The organism is Kitasatospora sp. NPDC094019 (genome assembly GCF_044764505.1).
Lineage (GTDB): Bacteria > Actinomycetota > Actinomycetes > Streptomycetales > Streptomycetaceae > Kitasatospora.
The window spans coordinates 597,336-618,943 of sequence record NZ_JBIWIF010000001.1 but is presented as its reverse complement, the minus strand read 5'-3'; the positions used below and the strand labels follow the sequence as shown (position 1 = coordinate 618,943).

Here is a 21,608-nt window from a genome sequence, read left to right as displayed (position 1 = left end):
TCAGCAAGCTTTCATTCGTGGTACCCCGGCTGCCCCACCCCAGCCACCCCCCACAGGAGACAACGTGGTCACCACCGTTCCCGCCCCCCGTCGGCCTGCTCGCAGAACCGGCCCCGTCCGCGGCGCCGGGCCCGCCCGCGCGGCCGGCGCGCTCGGCGTCTCGGCCGCCCTCGCCCTCTCGCTCACCGGCGTCCTCGCCGCCGCCCCCGCCGCCCAGGCCGCCCCGCCCGGCGGTGGCAAGGACGTCACGGCCACCCTCTTCGAGTGGCGCTTCGACTCGGTGGCCAAGGCGTGCACCGACACCCTCGGCCCGAAGGGCTACGGCTTCGTCGAGGTCTCGCCGCCCCAGGAGCACATCCAGGGCAGCCAGTGGTGGACCTCCTACCAGCCGGTGAGCTACCGGATAGCCGGCCGCCTCGGCGACCGGACGGCGTTCAAGAACATGGTCGACACCTGCCACGCGGCCGGCGTCAAGGTGATCGCGGACTCGGTGATCAACCACATGGCGGCGGGCTCCGGCACCGGCACCGGCGGCACCGCCTACGGCAAGTACACCTACCCCGGGTACTACCAGGACCAGGACTTCCACTCCTGCCGGAGGGCGATCGGCAACTACAACGACCGTTCCGAGGTCCAGAACTGCGAGCTGGTCAACCTCTCCGACCTGGACACCGGCAGTGCCTACGTCCAGCGGACGATCGCGGCCTACCTGAACGACCTGGGCTCGCTGGGCGTCGACGGCTACCGGATCGACGCCGCCAAGCACATCGCCGCCGCGGACCTCGCCGCCATCAAGGCGAAGACCGCCGACCCGCGGGCCTACTGGGTGCAGGAGGTCATCTACGGGGCCGGTGAGCCGGTCCAGCCCTCCGAGTACACCGGCACCGGCGACGTCGACGAGTTCCGCTCCGGCACCTGGCTGAAGAGCGCCTTCCAGGGCGGCCGGCTCGCCGACCTGTCCGGCTGGGGCGGCGGCCTGCTGCCCGGCGACAAGGCCCGCACCTTCGTCGACAACTGGGACACCGAGCGCAACGGCTCGACACTGACCTACCGGGACGGCTCCGCCTACACCCTGGCCAACGTCTTCATGCTGGCCCACCCGTACGGCTCGCCCAACGTCTACTCCGGCTACGCCTTCTCCGGCCACGACGACGGCCCGCCGAACGGCGGCACCGTCAACGCCTGCTACCAGGACGGCTGGAACTGCACCCACGCCTGGCGGCAGGTGGCCAACATGGTCGGCTTCCGCAACGCGGTGGCCGGCACCGGGCTCACCGACTGGTGGTCCGACGGCGGCAACGCGATCGCCTTCGGCCGGGGCGGCAAGGGCTTCGTGGCGCTCAACCGGGGGAGCGGCGCGCTCACCCGGACCTTCCAGACCTCGCTGCCGGCCGGCTCGTACTGCGACGTCCAGCACGGCGACCCGGTGGCCGGCGGGTGCACCGGGCCGTCCTACACCGTCGGTCCGGACGGCCGGTTCACCGCCACCGTCGGTGCCGGGGACGCGGTCGCGCTGTACGTCGGAGCGCCCGGCGGCGGCACCGCGGTGACCGGCGGGGCCTCCTTCACGGTCGACGCGGCCACCAGCTGGGGGCAGAACATCTACCTGGTCGGGGACAACGCGGCCCTCGGCGCCTGGAACCCGGCCGCCGCGCTGCCGCTCTCCCCGGCCGCCTACCCGCTCTGGAAGCTCGACGTGACGCTGCCCGCCGGGACGTCCTTCGCGTACAAGTACGTGCGCAAGGACGCCTCGGGCGCGGTCACCTGGGAGTCCGGGGCGAACCGGACCGCGACGGTGCCCGCCTCGGGCCGGGCGGTGCTGAACGACACCTGGCGCCCGTAGGGCCCGACGGCGGCGAACACCGGGGGATGCCCGTCGCGACGGGCATCCCCCGCGGAGCGGCCCGGCGGCCCCCGTCGACCTCGGACCCGGCGGCGGTCGCCGGGACGGCCCGGCTCAGCCGCGGCCGACGTACGGCATGGTGGTCGCCATGACCGTGGCGAACTGCACATTGGCCTCCAGCGGCAGGTCCGCCATGTGCCGCACGGTGCGGGCCACGTCGGCGACGTCCATGGTCGGCTCCACCGCGATCCGCCCGTCCGCCTGCCGGACGCCCAGGCTCATCGAAGCCGTCATGTCGGTGGCGGCGTTGCCGATGTCGATCTGCCCGCAGGCGATCCGGTACGGGCGGCCGTCCAGCGACAGCGACTTGGTCAGCCCGGTCACGGCGTGCTTGGTCGCGGTGTAGGCGATCGACTGCGGGCGCGGCACGTGCGCGGAGATCGAGCCGTTGTTGATGATCCGGCCCCCCTGCGGCCGCTGCGCCCGCATCTGCCGGAACGCCGCCCGGGCGCACAGGAACGCGCCGGTCAGGTTGAGGTCCACCACGGCCCGCCACTCGGCGATGTCCAGCTCGTCCACCGCGGCCGGGGCGCCGAAGGTCCCGGCGTTGTTGAACAGCAGGTCCACCCGCCCGAAGCGTTCGACGGCCGCCGCGAACAGCGCGTCCACCGCGTCGGGGTCGGTGACGTCGGTCGGCACCACGGCGGCCCCGGCCCCGACGCCGCTCAGCCGGGCGGTCTCGCGCAGCGGCTCCGCGCGCCGTCCGGCGAGCACCAGCCGCCACCCCCCGGCGGCGAGTTCCCGTGCGACGGCCCGGCCGACCCCGCTCCCGGCTCCGGTGACAACGGCGATCTGTTCCAGCATGGCGGACTCCTCGGCTCGCGGTGGCTGGCCCGATCGTTCCCGATCCCCGCCTCCGGCGTCACTGGTACGAGTGTCCAAGGGCCGGGCGGCGCGGTGGCCGCTCGCTCGTTCGGGCGGTTCCGGTGGTGGCCGGTGGACGAGCCCGGGGCGGTCCTTCGGGCGGCCTCGGTGGCGGGCTCCGGGCCCGGCCCGGCCGATCCCCGCCGACCGGCGGGGAGGGGACCCCGCCGGTCGGCAGGGCCCGGTGCGGGCTTTACTCGATCGGGAACAAACATTGGATCGGTGCTGGCCGACGCGCAACCGGCCCGGGGCGGTCCACGTCATAAGATCGCAGGACGGCGCGCCGCCGAGCAGGGCGGCGAGCAGCCTCCCGGGGGTCCGCGGACAGTCGCGCCCCGGGCCTGTCCGGCCCCACCCGGGGGCCACCGCCCGGCTCCGCGGAGCGGGCGCGACACCGGTCGGAGAGTTCTCACCGTGCAGCCGCAGTCCTTCCGTTTCCGCGCCGTGCTGACCGGTGCCACCGCCTTCACCCTGGCCGCCGCGCTCGCGGCCTGTGGCAGTTCGGACGGCGGGAACACGGGTGATTCGGCGAAGGCCGGCACCGGCAAGGGCGCGGCGACGGCCACCGGATCCGCCTCCGCCCCGGCCCCCGGTTCCTCCGCTCCGGGGTCCTCGGCTCCGGGCTCCTCCGCCCCGGGCTCTCCCGCGGCCGCCTCGGCCCCGGCGGCGCCCGCCCCGGCCACCGGGTCCGGCAAGGTGCTGATGCCCACCGGCCCGCAGGCCGCGTTCGGCAAGGCCAGGGACACCGCCGCCGGTCAGATCATGATGACCACCCTGAACGGTCCCAAGTCCGGGGTCTCCGGCAAGGTCTGGGTCTGGCTCCCCCCGGAGTACAACGACCCGAAGTACGCGAAGACCGGCTTCCCGGTGCTCACCCTGTACGCGGGCGGCCAGAGCGCCGGCTACAACACCTGGACCGACAACCAGCTGCCGATCCAGGAGGTCGACGCCGACCTCGCCAAGCAGGGCAAGGCCCACCCCTTCATCATGATCATGCCGGTGCAGAACCTCGACTCCAACGAGGCGAAGGCCCTGGAGTGCGCCGACATCCCCGGCCAGCCCAGGATCGGCACCTGGATGGCCGAGGACATCCCGGACTTCGTGCGCGCCAACTTCCGCACCGTGAAGGGCCGCGACGGCTGGGGCCTGATGGGCGCCTCCACCGGTGCGTTCTGCAGCGCCAAGCTGGCCCTCCAGCATCCGGACAAGTTCAAGGCCGCCGTCCCGATCGACGGCTACTTCAACCCCGACTCGCCGCTCTGGAGGGGCTACGAGAACGACCGCCAGGCCAACAGCCCCGACCTGCTGGTCGCCCAGGGCAAGGCCGACGTCAGGATCCTGGCCACCGCCGGCGGCGCCAACGCGTACGAGATGAAGCTGGTCAAGGCGTGGGTCGCGAAGGCGGCGGCGCCGCTCACCGTCGAGTACTACGAGCAGCCCGGCGGGAAGCATCTGACCACCGACTTCAAGAAGATGATCCCGGACACCCTGCAGTGGCTCACCAAGAACCTCGCGGGGCCGCAGAGCGACTGAGCGACCGGGTCACCCGGGTCACCCGGGACCAGCGGTGGAGCGGACCGGCCGATCGCATCGGCCGGTCCGCTCCGCCGTTCCCGGCGCCCCGCGGGTGCTTCGGGCTGGTGCTTCGGGCGGGCACTTCCTCGCGTCCCGTCGCGGCCCGTCGCGGCCCGTGACGGTCGCGGCGGAATGTTGCGCCGCGTTCGCCGCCGCGTCCACCGGAGCGGGTCGAAAGGCCGCTGAGCTGCACGTCAATCGGACATTGATTCGCCTCTGATGTCCTCTCATCACCCTGGTGGGAGTGCCAGCCCACCGCTTCCGCCAGGTCGTGCCTGCCCTGCCCGAACCGTGAAGAGAGTGCCATGCCCAGCCACCTGCTGCCCGTAGCGTCCCCGGTGTCCCCGGCCGTGCCCACCCAGGGCGGCCCCGCGCACGACCGCACCGCCGACGAGGAACCGCAGGCCGTCCGCTTCGCGGGACTGCGGCTGGTGCACTCCGCACTCCGCCGGGACCTCGCCAGGCTGCCCAACGCGCTCCGACTGCTGCAGCCCGGCGAGGACGAGAAGGGCGCCGCGCTGCTGCGCCACTGGACCTTCGTCACCGCGGTGCTCTCCTGCCACCACGAGCAGCAGGACACCCGGATCTGGCCGATCGTCCGCCGGTTCGCGCCCGAGCTGCGGCTGCTGCTGAACTGGCTGGAGTCGGACCACCACAACCTCGACCACTCGTTCACCCGGGTCACCACCCTGGTCCGGATCGCCAGCCGGGACACCGGTTCGGTGTGGCCGGTGGCCTACGCGATCGAGGACCTCGCCGCCCGGCTGGAGACCCATCTGCGGGTCGAGGAGCGCCAGCTGCTGCCGCGGATGGAGATGGTCTTCACCGAGAACTCGCGGGTGGGCAGCCTGCCCGAGCTGCTCGACGTGATGCACTCCGCCGACGGCCCGGGCACGCCGGACGCGCTCGCCTGGCTGCTGGACGGTGTCGAACCGGTGCTGGTCGAGCGGCTGCTCGCCGATTGCGACGACCTCGTGGCCCGGCACTGGCCGCACTGGCAGGCCACCTACCAGCGGTGCACGGCGCCGCTGTGGGGCCCACCCGAGGCTTGGGACGCGGCCGGGGAGTGAACCCCGGGGCTTTTGCGGCGCTTCGGTCTACGCGCGTGGCAGGTGCCGCTGGCGTATGCCGTCGGTGACCTTCGCCGTCGGGCCGCTGTCCGGTCGGCGTCCGGGCCGTCGTCCGGTCACGTTCGGTCGACGTTCGGCCGTTGTCGGGCGCCGCCGGCTGTCGTTCGGCCGTCGTTCGGCCGAGGTTCGGCCGACGTGCGCGGCGGGCTCAGCGCAGGCCGAGGCGGGCCAGGTAGTCCGGCAGATCGGCGGGGTCGTGGGTGGCCAGGCCCAGATAGCCGTCCGGCCGGACGACGAACAGGCCCGGTCCGTACGCCCGCGCCGTGGCCCCACCGTCGATCCGGTGTCCGTGCGCCCCGGCGGGCAGCCCGGGCAGGGCGCGACCGACCGCGAGCACGGTGACGTGCGGGCCGCGGAAGAGCTCGAAGAGCCGCCGCGCCGTACCGGCCGTCGCGCCGGCCGCCGTACCTTCCGCCGTGCCGTCCAGTGGTGCGTCCGGGGCCCGCTCCCCGGCCCGCAGCGCGTCCTCGGCCAGGCCGGGGCGTGCCTCGACGGTCAGCGGGCCGTCCTCGTAGCCGAGTCCGAGTTGTTCGGTGCGCGGGCCGCGGCGCAGTCCGCCGGCCCGGACGCCGCCCGCGCGGTGCAGCCGGGTGGAGATCTCCAGCACGTCGGCGGCGATCGGCAGCCGCTCCTCCTCGTAGCTGTCCAGCAGGGCCTCGTCGGCGCCGTGCCGCAGTACCTGGCCGAGCTTCCAGCCCAGGTTGTAGGCGTCCTGGATGCCGGTGTTGAGGCCCTGGCCGCCGGCCGGGGAGTGGATGTGCGCGGCGTCGCCGGCGAGGAAGACCCGGCCCTCCCGGAACCGCTCGGCGAGCGCCGCGCGCGGCCGGAAGCCGGAGGCCCAGTGGACCCGGCCGAGCGCCGACTCCGGCAGGTGGGTGCGGGCCGCGACGGTCCGCCGCACGCCCTCCGGCGAGGTGTCGGGCTCCTCGACTCCTTCTGCGGCGCCGTCCGCCGCGCCGTCCGCCGCGCCGTCCGCAGCTCCGTCCGCCGGGCCGAACTGGGCGAACAACTGGAACGCGGTGGTGCTCGGCAGCGGGCAGAGCAGGAGCGGGCCGCCGGGAGCCTTCGGCCAGACGTGCCAGTTCCCGCGGTCCAGGCCGTCGATCTCCAGATCGGCGACCAGGGCCGGGCGCGGGTCGACCCGCTCGCCCGTCATCGGGATGCCCACCGCCCGGCGGACGGTGGAGCGGCCGCCGTCGGCGGCGACCAGGTAGCGGGCGACGACGGTCCGTTCGGCGCCGTCCGGGCCGGTCAGCCGCGCCTCGACCCGGTCCGGGTGCTGGTCGAGGCCGTTGAGCGCGGTGTCGAGGACGACCTCGCCGCCGAGTTCGCGCAGCCGCTCGCGCAGCAGCTCCTGGGTGCGCCACTGCGGCAGCATCCAGACCGAGGGGAACGGCACGGTCGGGTCCGGCTCGGCCGGCCCGGGGCCCCCGACGAGGTCCCACTCGCCCTGCCGCTCACCGTCCTCCCAGCTCAGCATCCGGGGATAGGGGCGCCCGGCGGCGTGGACGGCGGCCAGCAGGCCGAGGTCCTCGAAGACCTCCTGGGTCCGGGGCTGGAGGCCCTTGCCGCGGGAGCCGGGGAACAGCGCCCCGGCCCGCTCGACCAGCAGCGCGGCGACTCCGCGCCGGGCCAGGTCGCAGGCGAGGGTGAGGCCGGTCGGGCCGGCGCCGACGATGAGGACCTCGGTCCGGGTCGGGGCGTGCGCCATCGCACACTCTCCTTAACGTTGTTAAGTGGCTGACGTCAGGAGCATGCGCTTAACGGTGTTAAATTGTCAATGCCGGACGGCCGCGACGGGTTGTCGCCCGACCCGCGGTGCCGGATGCCCCGCCGAACGACCCCGCCGGACGCCCCCCGTCGCCACCAGGGCCGGCCGGCACGGAAGGAAGCACGACATGCCGCCGAAGCTGGATCGCGCCCAGGTGGTCGATGCCGCCCTGCGCCTGCTCGACGAGACCGGGCTGGACGGGCTCACCCTGCGCCGGATCGCCACCGAGCTGGACGTCAAGGCGCCCGCGCTGTACTGGCACTTCGCCAACAAGCAGGCGCTGCTGGACGAGATGGCCACCGAGATGCTCCGCCGGATGTCCGCCGGACCGGTCGGCGTCCCGGCGAGCTGGCAGGAGGCGATCGTCCTCACCTGCCGCACGCTGCGCGGCGCGCTGCTCGGCTACCGGGACGGCGCCAAGGTCTTCAGCGGCACCCGGCTCACCGACTACGGGCACTCCGAGGGGCAGCAGGCCCTGCTCGCCGCGTTCCACCGGGCCGGTTTCGAACTCGCCGACGCCGTCCTGGTCCTCACCACCGCGTACGCGTTCACCATCGGGTTCGTGATCGAGGAGCAGGCCGTCCACCCCGTGCCGGGGGAGCGGGCCCACGGCTACGACCCGGACCGGCGGGCCGCCGCCATCGGCCCCGGGCATCCGCTCGCGGCGGCCGCGAGTCAGGAGCTCTTCGGCGACTTCGAGCGGCGCTTCGAGCGCGGTCTGGCGATCGTCGTGGCCGGTGCCGAGGTCTCGCTCCGCCCGGCGTCCCCGCCCCAGGAGCCGTCCGGGCCGTCAACTCCCCTCGCCCCCTAGGGGTTCAGCCCCACCCGGTGTCGGGGTGGCGGCGGTCCCGGGGGTCGGGGAAGTGCCAGGGGCCGGGTACCGCCGACGGCCGATGGCCCCCCGGCGGCGGCCGCCTACCGTCGGAGCCATGACGAGTGCACCCGCGAACCCGCCCCCGGAGCACCGCCCCGGGCTCCACTCCACCGACGGTTCCGCCGACCGTCCTGTCCGTCCTGCCCGCCGTCCTGCTCGCCGCCGTGGGCCGGTCGCCCGCTCGGCCGCCCTCGCCGCCGGTGCCGTGCTGCTGCTCGGCGCCGGCCTCGCCGCCTGCAAGGGCGGTGTCTCGCTCTGCCTCGACGACAACAGTTGCGACGTCGCCGTCCACACCGACAAGGCCGACGGCACCCACACCGTCGAGGTGTTCGGTGGCGACAAGGCCCTCAGTCTGACCGTGGGCCGGATCACCGACACCACGGCCGAGGTCAAGCTCGGCGATGACACCAGGACCGTCACCGAGGAGGTCGAGACCACGTTCGGCTCGGCGAAGGTCACCCTCCACCACGCGAACGCGCACGAGCACACCGCCGAACTCCACGTCGTCCGTTGACCTCCGCCGACCGTCCGCCGGCCATGCCGGAGCCGGCCGCCACTACTCCGGCAGACGGTTGAGCCAGCTGATCGGCGTGACCGCGATCGCCGTCTCCGGCGCACCGTCCCACTCCGAGGGAAGCCCCGCCGCCGTCAGCGCCGCCACCACCGCGCGGCCGACCTCCGCCGTCCGCCGGACCACGGCCTCCGTCGGCTCGCCGTCCACCTGGAACCCGCCGTACCGCAGCATCAACGCGCCCCCGTCGGCGGCCCGTTCGGTGTCCTGCTGGTGGAAGAACACGAAGCCCCGCGAATCCTCGTCGGCCTCGCCCCCGATCTCGGCGTAGCCGCAACTCGCACAGCAGGTGAAGTCCATCGCGGCGACGATGCCCAGCTCCTCCAAGGCGTCGAAGGCGGCCTCCAGCCGGTCGACGTCGGTCGTCTCCGGCCAGGCGGCCTGTTCCTCCAACCGCACCCGCCACAGCGGAGCGACGATCCGCTCCGCCTCCTCCATCGTCAGTCCCTGGTCGTCGAGGACCTCGACCAGGGACTCGGCTATCTCGTCCGGCTCCTGGAAGCCGCACCGGATCAGTTCGCGGGCCCGCTCCTCGGCGTCCCGCAGTACCTCGTCGGCAAGGGTGCTCTGTACGGTCTCCTGGTCCATACCCGCATCCAAGCACCCCCCTCCGACACTCCGGGGCCGACCGTCCGGCGAGGGCCCCTCCTCGCGCGACCGTCCGGCCGGGGTCCGGCGGTCAGCCGGTGGCGAGGCGGAACTCCAGGTTGCCGAACCGGACCTGGTCGCCGGGGCGGACCCGGGCGCCGCCGACGATCCGGTAGCCGTTCACATGGGTGCCGTTGGTCGAACCGAGGTCGTACAGCACCCAGCCGTCGCCCTCCCGGCGCAGCTCGGCGTGGTGCCGCGAGACCGACGCGTCGTTCAGCCGCAGCCCCGATCCGGGGATCCGGCCGATCGTCAACTGCCCGCCCCCGGACTGGGGGAGGCTCAGCCCCGGCAGCCGCTCGGTCCGCCAGGCTTCGCCCACGCGCACGCCGAAGGCGGAGGCCCGGCCCACCGCGCGCAGCAGGAACCGTCCGACCGGGTTCCCGCCCGGCAGATCGGCCATGACGGCCTTCAGTTCGGCGCGGCTGCCCGCGTGGAGGACGAGGTCCAGTCGGCCGAGAAAGGTGTCGTGCGACAGTCGGCCGTTGCCGGCGCCCTCCCGCAACGCGTCGAGGGCGTGCTCCCGCTCGGCCTCGGACGGCCGGACCACCTGTGTCCGGTTCTCACGCGACATCATGGACCGATTCTCGGCCGCCCCCGCCGAGCTGTCCAGATTCCCCGGGGCACCGGTCCGCCGGCGCGGGTCAGGCCTTCCGCGCGGCCGCCACGATCTTGACCGTGGTGTGCAGGAACCGCGCGGTCGCCGACCCCCGGTACGACTTGCCGAAGAGATTGCCGGTGGTGGCCCACTTCCCGTTCTTCAGGTGCACCACGACGAACGCCGTCCCGGGATCGGCGCCGATCACCTCGTAGTCGCCCTTCGGCGAGGTGTAGGGGAGCGGGAAGTCCGCGGGCAGCGGCTCGGAGAGGAAGTTCACCGTGAGCCGGAGCTCCGGCGTCACCTCCACCCCCGCGAACGGTTCGGCGTCCAGCACCGCCTGGACCTCGTCCACCGTGCGCAGCAGCACCGGTACCGGGAAGCCCAGCTGCTCGGCCAGGTGCCGCTCGATCCGGCCGGTCAGCGCGGCCCGGGCCGCCGCGTCGGTGGGACCGGCGGTGAAGAACACGTTGCCGCTCTGGATGTAGGAGCCGACGCGCTCCAGGCCCAGCTCGCCGAAGAGCGCGCGCAGCCGCTCCATCCGCACCGTCCGGCCGCCCACGTTCACGGCGCGCAGGAAGGCGATGTAGGTGGTCGTAGTGGTCACCCGGTCAGTGTGGCACCGGCCACCGACGCGGCGCGGTGCCGCGCGGTGTCCGCCCGGCGGTTGTCGGTGGCCGGTGCCACACTGACGGCATGGCTACCTGGCAGGATTTCGAGCACGAGGCGCCGGACCTGGCCCCCGCGGTGCGGGCCCGCTTCGAGGCCAACAAGCACCACGTCCTGGCGACGCTGCGCAGCGACGGCTCACCCCGGGTGAGCGGCATCGAGGTGGACTTCTTCGGCGCGGACGTCGTGCTCGGCTCGATGCACGACGCGATGAAGGTGCGGGACCTCCGCCGCGACGCCCGCTTCGCGCTGCACAGCAACCCGAGCGACGAGACGCTGGCGGACGGTGACTCCAAGCTCTCCGGCCGGGCCGTGGAGCTCACCGACGAGGCGGAGCGCGCCGCCTACGAGGCCGAGCTCCCGGAGCCGCCGCCCGGCCCGTACAACGTCTTCCGGCTGGAGCTGGAGCAGGTCGTGCACACCACCGTCGAGGGGGACGCGGTGCGGATCAGCTCCTGGCGGCCGGGCGAGCCGGTCCGGCGGTTCGAGCGCCGCTGACACCGGGGGCACCGCTCCACCGCTGCCCCCACCGGCCGCGCCCTAGGGCAGGACGGACCGGACCGCCTCCGGCGTGCGCGCCACCACGGCGTGCCCGTCGTCCGCGGTGATGATCGGGCGCTGGATCAGGATCGGGTGCTCGGCCATCGCCGCGATCCAGCTCGCCCGGTCGCCCTCCTCCCGGCCCCACTGCTTCATGCCCAGGTCCTTGGCCACCGGCTCGTCGGTGCGGACGATGTCCCAGGGCTCCAGGCCCAGCCGCACCAGCACCTGCTCCAGTTCGGCGACGCTCGGCGGGTCCTCCAAGTAGCGCCGCACGGTGAATTCGGCGCCCGCGCCGGTCAGCTCGTTCAGTGCGCTGCGGCACTTCCCGCAGCGCGGGTTGATCCAGATCTCCATCCCACTACCCTACCGACCGTGGCCGGGCCCGGTCCGCCCCCGCGCCGCCCGGCGTTCACCGCCGCGTCCCCGCGCGTCGGCCCCCGTGTCCGTGCCCGCCCGCCGTTCCCGTCCGCGGCACCCGCCTCCCCGCCCGCGCGGGCCCGCTGCCCCGCGCGGGAACTCCCTTCCGTCCACCGACAGTTGTCCGTGCGGGAACTGGATCTACGGGAGGGGAACCCGCATGGACGGTGCGTCGATCATCGAGCGTCTCATGACCACCGAGGGGCGCTTCGACCCCTACCCGCTCTACGCGCGGGCGCACGAGCTCGGGGCCGCGGTGCCGGCCGGCCCCGCCGCGGTGCTCGTGGTCGGACACGCCGCCGCCAACCAGGTGCTGCGCAACCCCGCCTTCGCCCTGGAGGACACCAGGACCCTCACCGCCGACAATGCGGACCTGCTCGCCCACCCCTCCGTCCGGCTGCTCGGTCGCTCGGTGCTCCAGCTCAACGCCCCCGACCACGGCCGGGTCCGCTCGCTCGTCGCCTCGGCGTTCAACGCCCGCCGGGTCGCCGCCCTGCGCCCGGCGATCGAGGCGACGGCCGCCCGGCTGCTCGACGAACTGGAGGAACGGGGGGCCGACGGCTCGCCCGTCGACTTCATGGACGCCTTCGCCTTCCGGCTCCCGGTCGAGGTGGTCTGCGAGCTGCTCGGCGTCCCCGCCGCCGACCGCCACCGCTTCCGAGGTCTCGCCTCGGACCTCACCATCGCCCTGGAACTCGTCCAGGACCTCGGCGAACTCGCCGCCGCCGACACCGCCGCCGAGGAACTGGAGTCCTACTTCGCGGAGTTGGTCGCGGAACGGCTGGCCAGGCCGACCGGTGACCTGATCAGCGACCTGGCCCGGACCGCCGCCGACTCGCCGGACCGGATCTCCGGCGAGGAGTTGCTCAGCAACCTCGCCCTCCTCCTGGTCGCCGGCTTCGAGACCACCACCAACCTCCTCGGCAACGGTCTCACCCTGCTCTTCCGCCACCCCGGTGCCGCCGACGGCCTGCGCAGCGGCGGGCTCGACCCCGCGCTGTTCACGGACGAGGTGCTGCGCCACGACTCCCCGGTCCAGCTCACCTCGCGGATCTCCACCGCCCCCGGCCTCACGGTGGCCGGCCTGCCCACGCCCACCGGCACCGTGGTGCTGGTGCTGCTGGGCGCCGCCAACCACGACCCCGCCCGCTACCCCCGTCCGGACCGGTTCGACCCGACCCGTACCGACAGCCAGCCGCTCAGTTTCGGTGGCGGCCCGCACTTCTGCCTGGGCAGCCGACTCGCCCGCCTGGAGGCGGAGATCGCCGTCCCGGCGCTGCTGGACCGGTTCCCCCGGCTCGCTCCGGCCGGCCTTCCCGTCCGCCGGGACCGCCTCGTCCTCCGCGGTTACGAGTCCCTTCCCGTCACCACCCGCTGAGCCGCGGCCCGGGCGGGTCCTCCGCCCTCCCGGCCGTCCCTCGGCCGCCCCGCCCCCGGTCCGGCGCGTCGCCCGCCGACGATTCCCCCGCCGGCGCGTCGCCCGCCGACGATTCCCCCGCCGGCGCGTCGCCCGCCGGCGCGTCCCCCGCCGGCGATTCCCCCGCCGGCGCGTCGCCCGCGAGCCGGAGACTGCGGGCGGACTGGTAGGGGCAGCCGGCCGCGGCGAAGGCGGCGGCCGTGGCCCGCACACCCGCCGGGTCGCCGTCCAGGAGCGCCCGCGCCCGGTCGAGCTGGGCCACGGCGACGGGATTGCCCGCGACCGTGGTCCGGGCCTCGGCGAGCCGTAGCCGCGCCTCCGGGTGCCCACCCAGCACCGAGGACTCGACCCGCGCCGCCGTGTACCAGTGCAGCCAGACCCAGGAGACCCACTTCCACACCTCCGCGGGCGCGGGCGACAGCCGCTCCAGCGCGGCCTCCGCGTCCCCCCGGTGGAGCAGCACCGTGGCGTCGAACACCGCGCCGTAGCCGTGGCGGTGCTCCTCCTCGGTGCCCGCCCGGTGGACGACCGCCAGCCAGGAGGCCCGGGCGCCGTCGTCGCCGCGCAGGCCGTGGACCATGGCGACCGCCGCGGCCGCCGGGCCGAGCGAGAACGACCGCGGCCGTCCGCCCCGCTCCCAGGCGTCGAGGAACCGCGCCCCGCCCGCGAGCACCTCCTCCTCCCGTCCGGCGAACGCGTCCGCCACCAGCAGCCAGGACGTGGCGTGGTGCCCCACCTCGGCGGTCAGCGGATGCCCGGCGAGCTGCCGCCCCCACTGCCGGGCCCGGTCGAGTCCGCCGACGCCGATCGCGGTCGCGGCGGCCATCGCGAGCGCGTCCACCTGTTCGTGCGCGGTGGCCGGGGTGCGCGGCGCCAGGGCCAGCAGTTCGACCCGGCGGCGGGCCGCCCCGGCGGCCCCGAACGGCGAGCCGGCCCAGCTGTGCGCACCGGAGAGGGCGTCCAGGGCGGCGGACTCGGCCACCGGGTCGCCCGCGCGCCGGGCCAGCTCGACGGCCCGCTCGGCGTACCCGACCGTCTCCCGGGCCGTGTTGTCCGGACTGCCCTGGACGGAGCCGAAGGCGTCCGCGAGCACGGCGGCCTCGGCCAGGGCGAGGGCGGCCGAGACCGCCGGGGAGCCGTCGGACAGTTCGCGGGCCCGGGCCAGCAGGTCGGTCACCTCCGCGGCGGCGGGAAGGCGCGCGAACGCGCTGGAGAAGCGGTGGGCCACGGTGGCGGCCCCGGCCAGGTCGCGGGCGGCCCCGGCCCGGTCCCCGGCGTCGAGCGCGGCGGCCGCGGCGGCGCGGTGGAGGCGGTACATGTCGTCGCCGAGGCGGCGGCACCCGGCCACCCGGGCCGCCTCCCGGAGCGCGGCGGCGGCGTCCGCGGGGGAGTCGTCGGAGAGGGCGGCGGCCTGTTCCAGGCGCTGCTGGGCCTCGCCGAGCAGCTGGTGCCCGAAGGCCGGCCCGGCGAGGCCGAGGGCGAGCCGGCGGGCGTCGGGCCGCCGTTCCGGGCGGTCGGCGGCCCAGGCCAGCGCGGCCCGCAACTCCTCGGCCACCGCGTCGAACCCGGCCTGTCCACCGCCGTCCCGCGGCCGTCGTTCCTCGTCCCCTGCCCCGGCGAGCCCGTCCGCGCCGAGCAGGCACCAGTCGAGGTGGCGCCCCCGCGTCCGCGCCGACTCCCCGGCGCCGTCGAGCCGTTCGGCGCCGTACTGGCGGATCGTCTCCTGCGCCCGGTAGCGGGTGCCGTGCGCGGACGGGACGGCGGTGAGCAGGCTCTGCTCGGCGAGCCGGCCCAGCCCGTCGGCGACGGCGCCCGCGTCGAGCGGGGCGAAGCCCGCCACCGAGACCGCCGCCCCGGCCGTGAACGGCAGTACGAACGCCGACACCCGCCGCAGCAGCGCGCGGTCGGCGGGCTCCAGCAGTTCATGGCTCCAGTCCAGGACCGCCCGCACCGAGCGGTGCCGGTCGTCCGCGCGCGGGCCGCCCGCCAGGATCCGCAACTGGTCCGACAGCCCCGCCCGGAGCCCGTCCAGCCCGAGCGTCGGCCAGCGGGCCGCCGCCAGCTCGATCGCCAGCGCCATCCCGTCCAGCCGCTCGCAGACGTCCGTGATCCCGTCCCGGAGCGCCGGATCCGGGGCCGCCCCGGTGGCCGCGGTGGCCCGTTCGACGAACAGCGCCACCGCCTCCGAGGCCGTACCGCCGTCCCGGGACAACGGCGGTACGGGGAAGACCCGTTCGAAGGGAACCAGCAGCCGGGCCCGGCTCGTCGCCAGCACCCGCACCTCCGGGCAGGCGGCCAACAGCCGTTCCAGGAACGGCGCGACACCGTCCCTGACCTGCTCGCAGTTGTCCAGCAGCAGGAGCGCCCGGCGTCCGGCCAACGCGGCGCACACCGCCTCGTCGACACCCTGCCCGGGCTGTTCGCCGACGCCCAGGACGGCGGCGACGGCCGCGGGCACCCGCTCCGGACCGGCGACCGGGGCCAGGTCGACGAACCACACCCCGTCGGCGAACCCGTCGGCCGCCCCGGCCGCCACCGCCAGCGCCAGCCTGGTCTTGCCCACCCCGCCCGGTCCGACCGCCGTCACCTGCCGATGGTCCGCCAACAGCGTTGCGAGTCCGGCGCGTTCACGCTCCCGGCCGACGAACGCCGTCAGCGGCGCCGGCAGTGCGGGGGCCGTGCGGGGGCGCCCGGCACGGGCGAGTTCGACCGCCCGCCGGGACAGCGCGCGCCGGTCCGGCAGTGCCAACTTGCGCAGCAGTGAGGAGGTGTGGGACTCGACCGTGCGCACGGAGATGAACAGCCGGTCGGCGATCTCGGCATTGCTGAGGTGTTCGCCCAGCAGCGCCAGCACATCGGCTTCACGGGGCGAGATCACAGGAGTCGGCACGGCGCCATTATGCGGTCCGTCCCGAGACCCGTTCCGTGGCCCCTCCCGTGGTTCGTTCCGTGGTCCGTTCCGTGGTCACCACGGATGTGGCGCCCACCCCGCCGGAGGGAGGCTGTGACCAACGCCGCCGACGAGCACAGGAGTGAGAGACCATGACCGGACCGCGCACCCTCGCCGAGCGCCGCCAGGACGTCGAACGGCGCCTCGCCGCGGACGTCGACGTCTGGGTGGCCACGGCTTCGCCGGAGGGCATGCCCCACCTCGTCCCGCTCTCCTACGACCAGGACGGCGGAGCACTGCTGCTCGCCACCCCGGTCGACAGCCCGACCGGCCGCAACCTCGCCGCCTCCGGCACCGTCCGGCTGGCACTCGGCCGCACCCGGGACGTCTGCATGATCGAGGGCCGGGTCGAGGCCCTCGGCATCGACGACCTCCCGGCCGGCCGGGCCGACCGCTTCGCCGCCCGCACCGGCTTCGACCCGCGGGCCTCGACCGTTCGTTACGGCTGGTTCCTGGTCACGCCCCGCCGTGTCCAGGCGTGGCGGGAGGAGAACGAACTCTCCGGCCGCGAGCTGATGCGCGACGGCCGCTGGCTCGACCGGTAACCCGCGTTCCACCCGCAGTCCGACCCCCTCAGGAGGAGACCCACCATGAGCACCACCGACCGCACCACCAGCACCGCGCGGGCCTTCGACGGCTTCACCGAGGACGAGCGCGCGGCCATGAAGGACCACGCCAGGGAACTCAAGGCCGCCTCCCGCCGCAACCCGCGCACCGCCGGGGCCGACGCCGAGCAGGAGGTGCTCGCCAAGATCGCCGGGATGGAACCGGCCGACCGCGCCCTCGCCGAGCGCGTCCACACCCTGGTCCGCGCCGTCGCCCCCGGCCTCACGCCCAGGCTCTGGTACGGCATGCCCGCCTACGCCGAGAACGGCAAGGTCCTCTGCTTCTTCCAGTGCGCCCAGAAGTTCAAGTCCCGCTACGCGACCCTCGGTTTCAGCGACGTGGCCACCCTCGACGACGGCACCATGTGGCCCACCACCTTCGCCCTCACCGCCCTCACCCCCGCCACCGAGTCCCGGATCACCGCCCTCCTCACCGCGGCGACCGCCTCCGCCTGACCCGCCCCGGGACACGGGTTCACGGCGTCCGCCTCAGCGGCGCGGTGGGCGTGGGAGGAAGCCGCTGGTGCGCGCGACGTAGGCGTCCCAGCCCGGTTTGCTGGAGCCGAGCCCGCGTTCCAGCAGGGGCTTGCCGCTGCCGAACGCCAGCAGGTAGGTCATCAGCACCGGGCTGAGGACGAACGCCCAGCCGACCGGGTCGCCGGCGGCGAGCAGGAACAGCGCCCACCAGACGCAGGCGTCGCCGAAGTAGTTCGGGTGCCGTGTCCAGGCCCACAGACCCTGGTCCATGACCTTGCCGCGGTTCGCCGGATCGGCCTTGAAACGGGCCAGCTGCCAGTCCCCCACCGTCTCGAAGAACATCCCCACCGCCCACAGGAGCAGCGCCGCCGACACGAGCGGGCCCAGCGGCACGGTGAGGTACTGGGCGGCCTGGACGGGCAGGGAGACGAACCAGACGATCCCCGCCTGGAGCAGGTGGACGACGCGCAGCGCGTAGGTGTCGCGCCGCCCGGGCGGGGCCTTGGCGAGCATGCGGTCGTAGCGCGGGTCCTCGCCGAGCCCGCGCGCCCGTGACCGGATGTGGGCCGACAGACGCAGCCCCCACACCGTGACCAGCACGGTGACCAGCAGGCGGCGCCCCGGGTCGCCGTGCCCGGCGGAGAGCGCGTAGCCGGTCCAGGCGACGGCGGTGAAGGCCAGGCCCCAGGCGACGTCGACGCCCCGGTGGCGGCCGGTGCGCAGGCCGACGGCGAAGGCGACGAGCAGCACCGCGAGGGCGGCGCCGGCGGTGGCGGCGAGGTTGATCGCGAAAGCGGTGGCGTTCACGACGGCCCGCCCCGGTGGCGGTCGGTCAGCGGGCGGTCGGGGACGAGCGGCCGGGCGGGGGTCATCGGGCGGCCTCCGGGCGGGTGAGGAGGATCTGCTGGACGTTGAGGTAGCCGGTGGCGAACCCGGCCTCGGAGTAGGCCAGGTACAGCTCCCACATGCGCCGGAAGACCAGGTCGAAACCGAGCGCGTCGACCTCGTCGGCACGTTCGGTGAAGCGTTCGCGCCACAGCCGCAGGGTCTGCGCGTAGTGCGGACCGAAGGAGTCGCAGCGGGCCGGGCGCAGGCCGGTGTGGCGGGCGGCGGCCTGGCGAACCGCCTCGGTGGAGGGGATCTGGCCACCGGGGAAGATGTACTTGAGGATCCAGGTGTAGGTGCCGCTGCTGGCGAGCATGCGCTCGTGCGGCATGGTGATCGTCTGGAGCGCGACCCGCCCGCCCGGGGCGAGGACGCGGTCGATGGTGGCGAAGTAGACGGGCCAGAACGGCCGGCCCACGGCCTCGATCATCTCCACGCTCACCACCGCGTCGAACTCGCCCTCGGCGGCGCGGTAGTCGCACAACCGCACCTCGACCCGGTCGGTGAGGCCGGCGTCGGCGACCCGGCGCCGGGCCAGGGCCAGCTGTTCCTCGGAGAGGGTGAGGCTGACCACCCGGGCGCCGCGGGCGGCGGCGCGGATCGCGAGTTCGCCCCAGCCGGTGCCGATCTCCAGCACCCTGCTGCCCGGGCCGACGCCCGCCAGGTCCAGGAGGCGGTCGATCTTGCGGTGCTGCGCGGCCGGGAAGGTGTCCCAGGAGGCGAGGGGCGCGCCGTCCGCCGCGGTGGGGAAGATCGCCGAGGAGTAGGACAGGGTGGGGTCGAGGAAGAGCGCGAACAGCTCGTTGGACAGGTCGTAGTGCCGGTGGATGTTCGTGCGGCTGTTGTCCGGTGTACTGAGTTCGGTGGCGGGCGGGCGCTGGACGTACAGGCGTCGGAGCCACTGCGCTCCGGTGGGCACCAGCGTCTCGGGGGCGGTGGCCAGCTCGGTGAGCAGCGCGATCAGGTCGGGCGAGTCCCAGTCGCCGGCCTGGTAGGACTCGCCGAAGCCGATCAGCCCGCTCTCCCCGATCCGGTGGAAGAACGCGTCGGGCCGGTGCAGGCGCAGCACCGGTGCCCCGGCGGGGGCGGGGACCAGCGGGCGCGCTCCGGGCAGCTCGACGCGCAGGCCGCGGCGGCGGGCGATGCGGCCGAGCAGCCGCCGTGCCACCGCGGCGCGGGCCGGGACGTGCGGTGTTCGGGCCACGTCGGGCCACTGCCGCGCGTCGACCACCCCGGGTGACGCGGCGGCTACGGGCTGGGCGGCGGGCAGGGTCATGGGGCGGGCACCTTCGTCTGGGCGGTGTGGCCGGGGCAGGTGTGGCCGGGGCGGGGGTGGCCGGGGCGGGGGTGGCCGGGCAGGCCGCGCAGTCGGAGCGCGATGCCCTGGAGACGGATGTGGGCGCTGACCGCCCAGGTGGAGAAGGGGTGCCGGGTCGCGGCCCGCAGCAGGCGCCCGGTCGTGGCCGGGTGGCGGGTGCCGCGCAGGGTGGCGGTGAAGGGGCGTCCGCCCTCGCGTTCCAGCCGGACGGTCAGGGCCAGCCGCTCGCCCGGCTCCGGCAGCACCATCCGGTAGCGGCCGTCGACGGGGAAGTACGGCGAGACGTAGAACTCCTTCGCGGCCTCGGCCCGGCCGCGCCCGTCGGGGTGCAGCAGGTAGCGGTGCCGGCCGCCGTAGGTGTTGCGGACCTCGGCGACCGTGCAGACCGGGCGGCCGGCGCGGTCGTGGCACCAGTACACGGTCAGCGGGTTGAAGGCGTGCCCGAGCGAGCGGGCGTGGGCGAGCATCAGCACCCGCCCGCCGTCGAGGTCGATGCCCTCGCCGGCGAGGTAGCGGCCGATCTCCTCACGCGGCGGAAGACCCCGCTCGCCGGAGGGGAAGGAGGCCAGCCACCGCAGCGGCCGGGGGACGGGCGGCAGGCGGTCCAGGTCGACCAGCCACAGGTAGGTGCGGTGCCCGAAGGCGTTGCGGATCGGGGCGGTGCGCACATGGGTGATCCGGCACTCGTACAGCGCCGCGCCCCACGGCCCCGGCAGCGCGGGCGCCGGGCACCCGGCCGCCGGGGCGGACCGGTCGGCGGTCACGGTGCGCCCACTCCGAGCAGGGCGTGGGCCGCGGCCAGGCCCGAACGGCAGCCGTCCTCGTGGAATCCCCAGCCGTGGTAGGCGCCGGCGAACGCGGTCCGCCCGGTGGTCAGTTCGGGCAGCCGGGCCTGGGCCGCGACGCTCTCCCGGGTGTAGACCGGGTGCTCGTAGACGGTGCGGGAGACGACGTGCTCGGCCGGAACCGGGTGGCCCGGGTCCTCGTTCAGCGTCACCAGGTAGTCCTCGGTGGTGTCGAGGCCGAGGAGGCGGTTGAGGTGGTAACTGACCCGCACGCCCCGCGCGTCGTCCTCGCAGCTCGCCATCCGGTAGTTCCACGACGCGCGGGCCCGGGGAGCGACGGGGAGGTGGGAGGCGTCGCGGTGCAGGACGGTGGGGTTGCGCGAGTAGCGGAACGCCCCCAGCACCTCGCGCTCGGCCCGGGTGGGGTCGGCCAGCAGGGCGAGCGCCTGGTCGGCGTGGGTGGCGATCACCACCGCGTCCACCTCGGTGGCGCGGCCGTCCCGCGTGGTCACCGTGACCCCGTCGCCGTGGCGGCGCACCGTACGTACCGCGGCGCCGCGGTGGACGGTGCCCAGTTGCTCGGCGATCTTCGCCACGTACGTCCGTGAGCCGCCCGCCACGGTTCGCCAGTGCGGCGACCCGGTGACCGACAGCAGGCCGTGGTTGGCCAGGAACGCGAACAGGTAGCGCGCCGGGTAGTCACCGGCGACGTCCGGTGCGCACGACCAGACCGCGGCCACCACCGGCGTCATGAAGTGGCTGCGGAAGTAGGGCGAGAAGCCGTCGGCCACCAGGAACTCGCGCAGCGTCGGCTCGCCCGCTCCAGGATCGGCCAGCAGCGCCCTGGCCCGGCGGTGGAAACGCGGTACCTCGCCCAGCAGTCGCAGGTAGCCGCCGCGGGCGAGCGAGCCCGGCCGGGCGATCAGACCGCCGGGGCCGCGGGCCCCCGCGTACTCGAGCCCGCACCCGTCGCAGCGCACCGACATACTCATGTCGCTCTCCCGGGTGGCCACCCCCAACTCCCGGAACAGCGCGACCAGGTGCGGGTAGGTCCGCTCGTTGTGCACCAGGAACCCGGTGTCCAGCGCCAGCGTCCGGCCGTCCGCGCCGGTGGCCCGCTGGGTGTGGGCGTGACCGCCGAGCCGGTCGTCGGCCTCGAACAGCACCACCGGACGTCCCGCCCGGTGCAGCCGGAACGCGGCCGTCAGCCCCGACACTCCCGCGCCGACCACGGCCACGGTGCCGCCGCCCGCGTCGCCGGGGAGCGCCGTGGGTCCGCCCGTCCGCCACCAATCCACCGTAAACACCGTCGTGCCCTCCTCGCGGCCGGCCCACCCCGGGCCCGTCACCCTGTCCTCACTGCTGCTTCGGAGCACACGGGGAAAGGGATTGCTCCATTCGGGTCGGCGACTCGGACACCGGCCCGGCCGGTCGCGTCGGCCCCGCATCGTCGATCCACAGCTCGCGGGCCGCGCCCGGCGCCGCCCCGGGCGCCCCGTCGGCCACGAGCCCGCCGCCGACCCCGCCCGAGGCCGACCGCCGCGAGGCGGATCGACTGTCGCGAGGCGGGCCGCCGGCACGAGCCGCGGTCACGTCGCGTCGCGCCGG

General features: G+C 74.9%; 20 protein-coding genes. 9 read left to right on the top strand and 11 right to left on the bottom strand.

What is annotated here, in order from left to right; genetic code table 11:
• The first annotated feature begins 64 nt into the window (after window positions 1-64).
• Window positions 65-1,843 carry a carbohydrate-binding module family 20 domain-containing protein gene (locus ACIQ9P_RS02805; RefSeq protein WP_402348589.1) on the top strand — a complete coding sequence of 593 codons (1,779 nt, stop codon included), beginning with the start codon at window positions 65-67 and terminating at the stop codon, window positions 1,841-1,843.
• Window positions 1,844-1,957: 114 nt separating this feature from the next.
• On the opposite strand, the gene ACIQ9P_RS02800 is transcribed toward ACIQ9P_RS02805, so the two are convergent.
• A complete protein-coding gene (locus tag ACIQ9P_RS02800) occupies window positions 1,958-2,707 on the bottom strand; it encodes an SDR family oxidoreductase (RefSeq protein WP_402348586.1) in 750 nt (249 codons plus the stop codon).
• A 474-nt stretch (window positions 2,708-3,181) separates the two neighbouring features.
• Here ACIQ9P_RS02800 and ACIQ9P_RS02795 point away from each other — a divergent pair, with 474 nt between their 5' ends.
• Both ACIQ9P_RS02795 and ACIQ9P_RS02790 read left to right on the top strand, forming a co-directional pair.
• Window positions 3,182-4,300 carry an alpha/beta hydrolase gene (locus ACIQ9P_RS02795; protein ID WP_402348583.1) on the top strand — a complete coding sequence of 373 codons (1,119 nt, stop codon included), beginning with the start codon at window positions 3,182-3,184 and terminating at the stop codon, window positions 4,298-4,300.
• 347 nt (window positions 4,301-4,647) lie between these two features.
• Window positions 4,648-5,412, top strand: a complete 765-nt coding sequence (locus ACIQ9P_RS02790) for a hemerythrin domain-containing protein (RefSeq protein WP_402348581.1) — start codon at window positions 4,648-4,650, stop codon at window positions 5,410-5,412.
• Between the two features lie 208 nt (window positions 5,413-5,620).
• Here the strand turns inward: ACIQ9P_RS02790 and ACIQ9P_RS02785 are convergent, their stop codons facing one another.
• Window positions 5,621-7,183 carry an FAD-dependent monooxygenase gene (locus ACIQ9P_RS02785; RefSeq protein WP_402348578.1) on the bottom strand — a complete coding sequence of 521 codons (1,563 nt, stop codon included), beginning with the start codon at window positions 7,181-7,183 and terminating at the stop codon, window positions 5,621-5,623.
• A gap of 187 nt (window positions 7,184-7,370) precedes the next feature.
• Between ACIQ9P_RS02785 and ACIQ9P_RS02780 the strand changes: the two genes are divergently transcribed.
• The gene (locus tag ACIQ9P_RS02780; RefSeq protein ID WP_402348575.1) at window positions 7,371-8,054 is read left to right on the top strand and encodes a TetR/AcrR family transcriptional regulator C-terminal domain-containing protein; all 684 of its coding nucleotides are present in this window, start codon (window positions 7,371-7,373) and stop codon (window positions 8,052-8,054) included.
• Between the two features lie 118 nt (window positions 8,055-8,172).
• Window positions 8,173-8,631, top strand: coding sequence for a hypothetical protein (locus tag ACIQ9P_RS02775; RefSeq protein WP_402348572.1), 459 nt, complete (start codon window positions 8,173-8,175; stop codon window positions 8,629-8,631).
• Between the two features lie 42 nt (window positions 8,632-8,673).
• Here the strand turns inward: ACIQ9P_RS02775 and ACIQ9P_RS02770 are convergent, their stop codons facing one another.
• The 3 genes from ACIQ9P_RS02770 to ACIQ9P_RS02760 form a co-directional block, all read right to left on the bottom strand.
• Entirely contained in the window at window positions 8,674-9,276 is a 603-nt protein-coding gene (locus ACIQ9P_RS02770; RefSeq protein ID WP_402348569.1) for a DUF6891 domain-containing protein, read from the bottom strand.
• A 91-nt stretch (window positions 9,277-9,367) separates the two neighbouring features.
• Window positions 9,368-9,913: an FHA domain-containing protein gene (locus ACIQ9P_RS02765; RefSeq protein ID WP_402348566.1), complete on the bottom strand. Its 546-nt coding sequence runs from the start codon at window positions 9,911-9,913 to the stop codon at window positions 9,368-9,370.
• A gap of 67 nt (window positions 9,914-9,980) precedes the next feature.
• Complete coding sequence (locus ACIQ9P_RS02760; RefSeq protein ID WP_402348563.1) at window positions 9,981-10,541, bottom strand: DUF1697 domain-containing protein; 561 nt, start codon at window positions 10,539-10,541, stop codon at window positions 9,981-9,983.
• Between the two features lie 89 nt (window positions 10,542-10,630).
• Between ACIQ9P_RS02760 and ACIQ9P_RS02755 the strand changes: the two genes are divergently transcribed.
• Window positions 10,631-11,101, top strand: a complete 471-nt coding sequence (locus ACIQ9P_RS02755) for a pyridoxamine 5'-phosphate oxidase family protein (protein ID WP_402348560.1) — start codon at window positions 10,631-10,633, stop codon at window positions 11,099-11,101.
• A gap of 42 nt (window positions 11,102-11,143) precedes the next feature.
• Here the strand turns inward: ACIQ9P_RS02755 and ACIQ9P_RS02750 are convergent, their stop codons facing one another.
• Window positions 11,144-11,500 carry an arsenate reductase family protein gene (locus tag ACIQ9P_RS02750; RefSeq protein ID WP_402348556.1) on the bottom strand — a complete coding sequence of 119 codons (357 nt, stop codon included), beginning with the start codon at window positions 11,498-11,500 and terminating at the stop codon, window positions 11,144-11,146.
• A 223-nt stretch (window positions 11,501-11,723) separates the two neighbouring features.
• Here ACIQ9P_RS02750 and ACIQ9P_RS02745 point away from each other — a divergent pair, with 223 nt between their 5' ends.
• Window positions 11,724-12,941: a cytochrome P450 gene (locus ACIQ9P_RS02745; protein ID WP_402348553.1), complete on the top strand. Its 1,218-nt coding sequence runs from the start codon at window positions 11,724-11,726 to the stop codon at window positions 12,939-12,941.
• Here ACIQ9P_RS02745 and ACIQ9P_RS02740 read toward each other — a convergent pair.
• Window positions 12,928-15,870, bottom strand: a complete 2,943-nt coding sequence (locus tag ACIQ9P_RS02740) for an ATP-binding protein (RefSeq protein ID WP_402348550.1) — start codon at window positions 15,868-15,870, stop codon at window positions 12,928-12,930. The two genes, ACIQ9P_RS02745 and ACIQ9P_RS02740, sit on opposite strands and share 14 nt — an antisense overlap.
• A 152-nt stretch (window positions 15,871-16,022) precedes the next feature.
• Between ACIQ9P_RS02740 and ACIQ9P_RS02735 the strand changes: the two genes are divergently transcribed.
• Together ACIQ9P_RS02735 and ACIQ9P_RS02730 are read left to right on the top strand one after the other, a co-directional pair.
• The gene (locus tag ACIQ9P_RS02735) at window positions 16,023-16,475 is read left to right on the top strand and encodes a pyridoxamine 5'-phosphate oxidase family protein (protein WP_402348547.1); all 453 of its coding nucleotides are present in this window, start codon (window positions 16,023-16,025) and stop codon (window positions 16,473-16,475) included.
• 45 nt (window positions 16,476-16,520) lie between these two features.
• The gene (locus tag ACIQ9P_RS02730) at window positions 16,521-16,991 is read left to right on the top strand and encodes an iron chaperone (protein WP_402348544.1); all 471 of its coding nucleotides are present in this window, start codon (window positions 16,521-16,523) and stop codon (window positions 16,989-16,991) included.
• Window positions 16,992-17,024: 33 nt separating this feature from the next.
• On the opposite strand, the gene ACIQ9P_RS02725 is transcribed toward ACIQ9P_RS02730, so the two are convergent.
• The 4 genes from ACIQ9P_RS02725 to ACIQ9P_RS02710 all read right to left on the bottom strand — a co-directional run bounded on the left by ACIQ9P_RS02725 (window position 17,025) and on the right by ACIQ9P_RS02710 (window position 21,238).
• Window positions 17,025-17,819 (bottom strand): DUF1295 domain-containing protein, encoded by a 795-nt coding sequence (locus ACIQ9P_RS02725; RefSeq protein WP_402348541.1) that lies wholly within the window; start codon window positions 17,817-17,819, stop codon window positions 17,025-17,027.
• A 61-nt stretch (window positions 17,820-17,880) separates the two neighbouring features.
• A complete protein-coding gene (locus tag ACIQ9P_RS02720) occupies window positions 17,881-19,173 on the bottom strand; it encodes a class I SAM-dependent methyltransferase (protein ID WP_402348538.1) in 1,293 nt (430 codons plus the stop codon).
• Window positions 19,170-19,931: a DUF1365 domain-containing protein gene (locus tag ACIQ9P_RS02715; protein WP_402349841.1), complete on the bottom strand. Its 762-nt coding sequence runs from the start codon at window positions 19,929-19,931 to the stop codon at window positions 19,170-19,172. The genes ACIQ9P_RS02720 and ACIQ9P_RS02715 overlap by 4 nt, the downstream gene beginning before the upstream one ends.
• A 44-nt stretch (window positions 19,932-19,975) precedes the next feature.
• Window positions 19,976-21,238, bottom strand: a complete 1,263-nt coding sequence (locus tag ACIQ9P_RS02710; protein WP_402349838.1) for an NAD(P)/FAD-dependent oxidoreductase — start codon at window positions 21,236-21,238, stop codon at window positions 19,976-19,978.
• Between the last annotated feature and the right edge of the window lie 370 nt (window positions 21,239-21,608).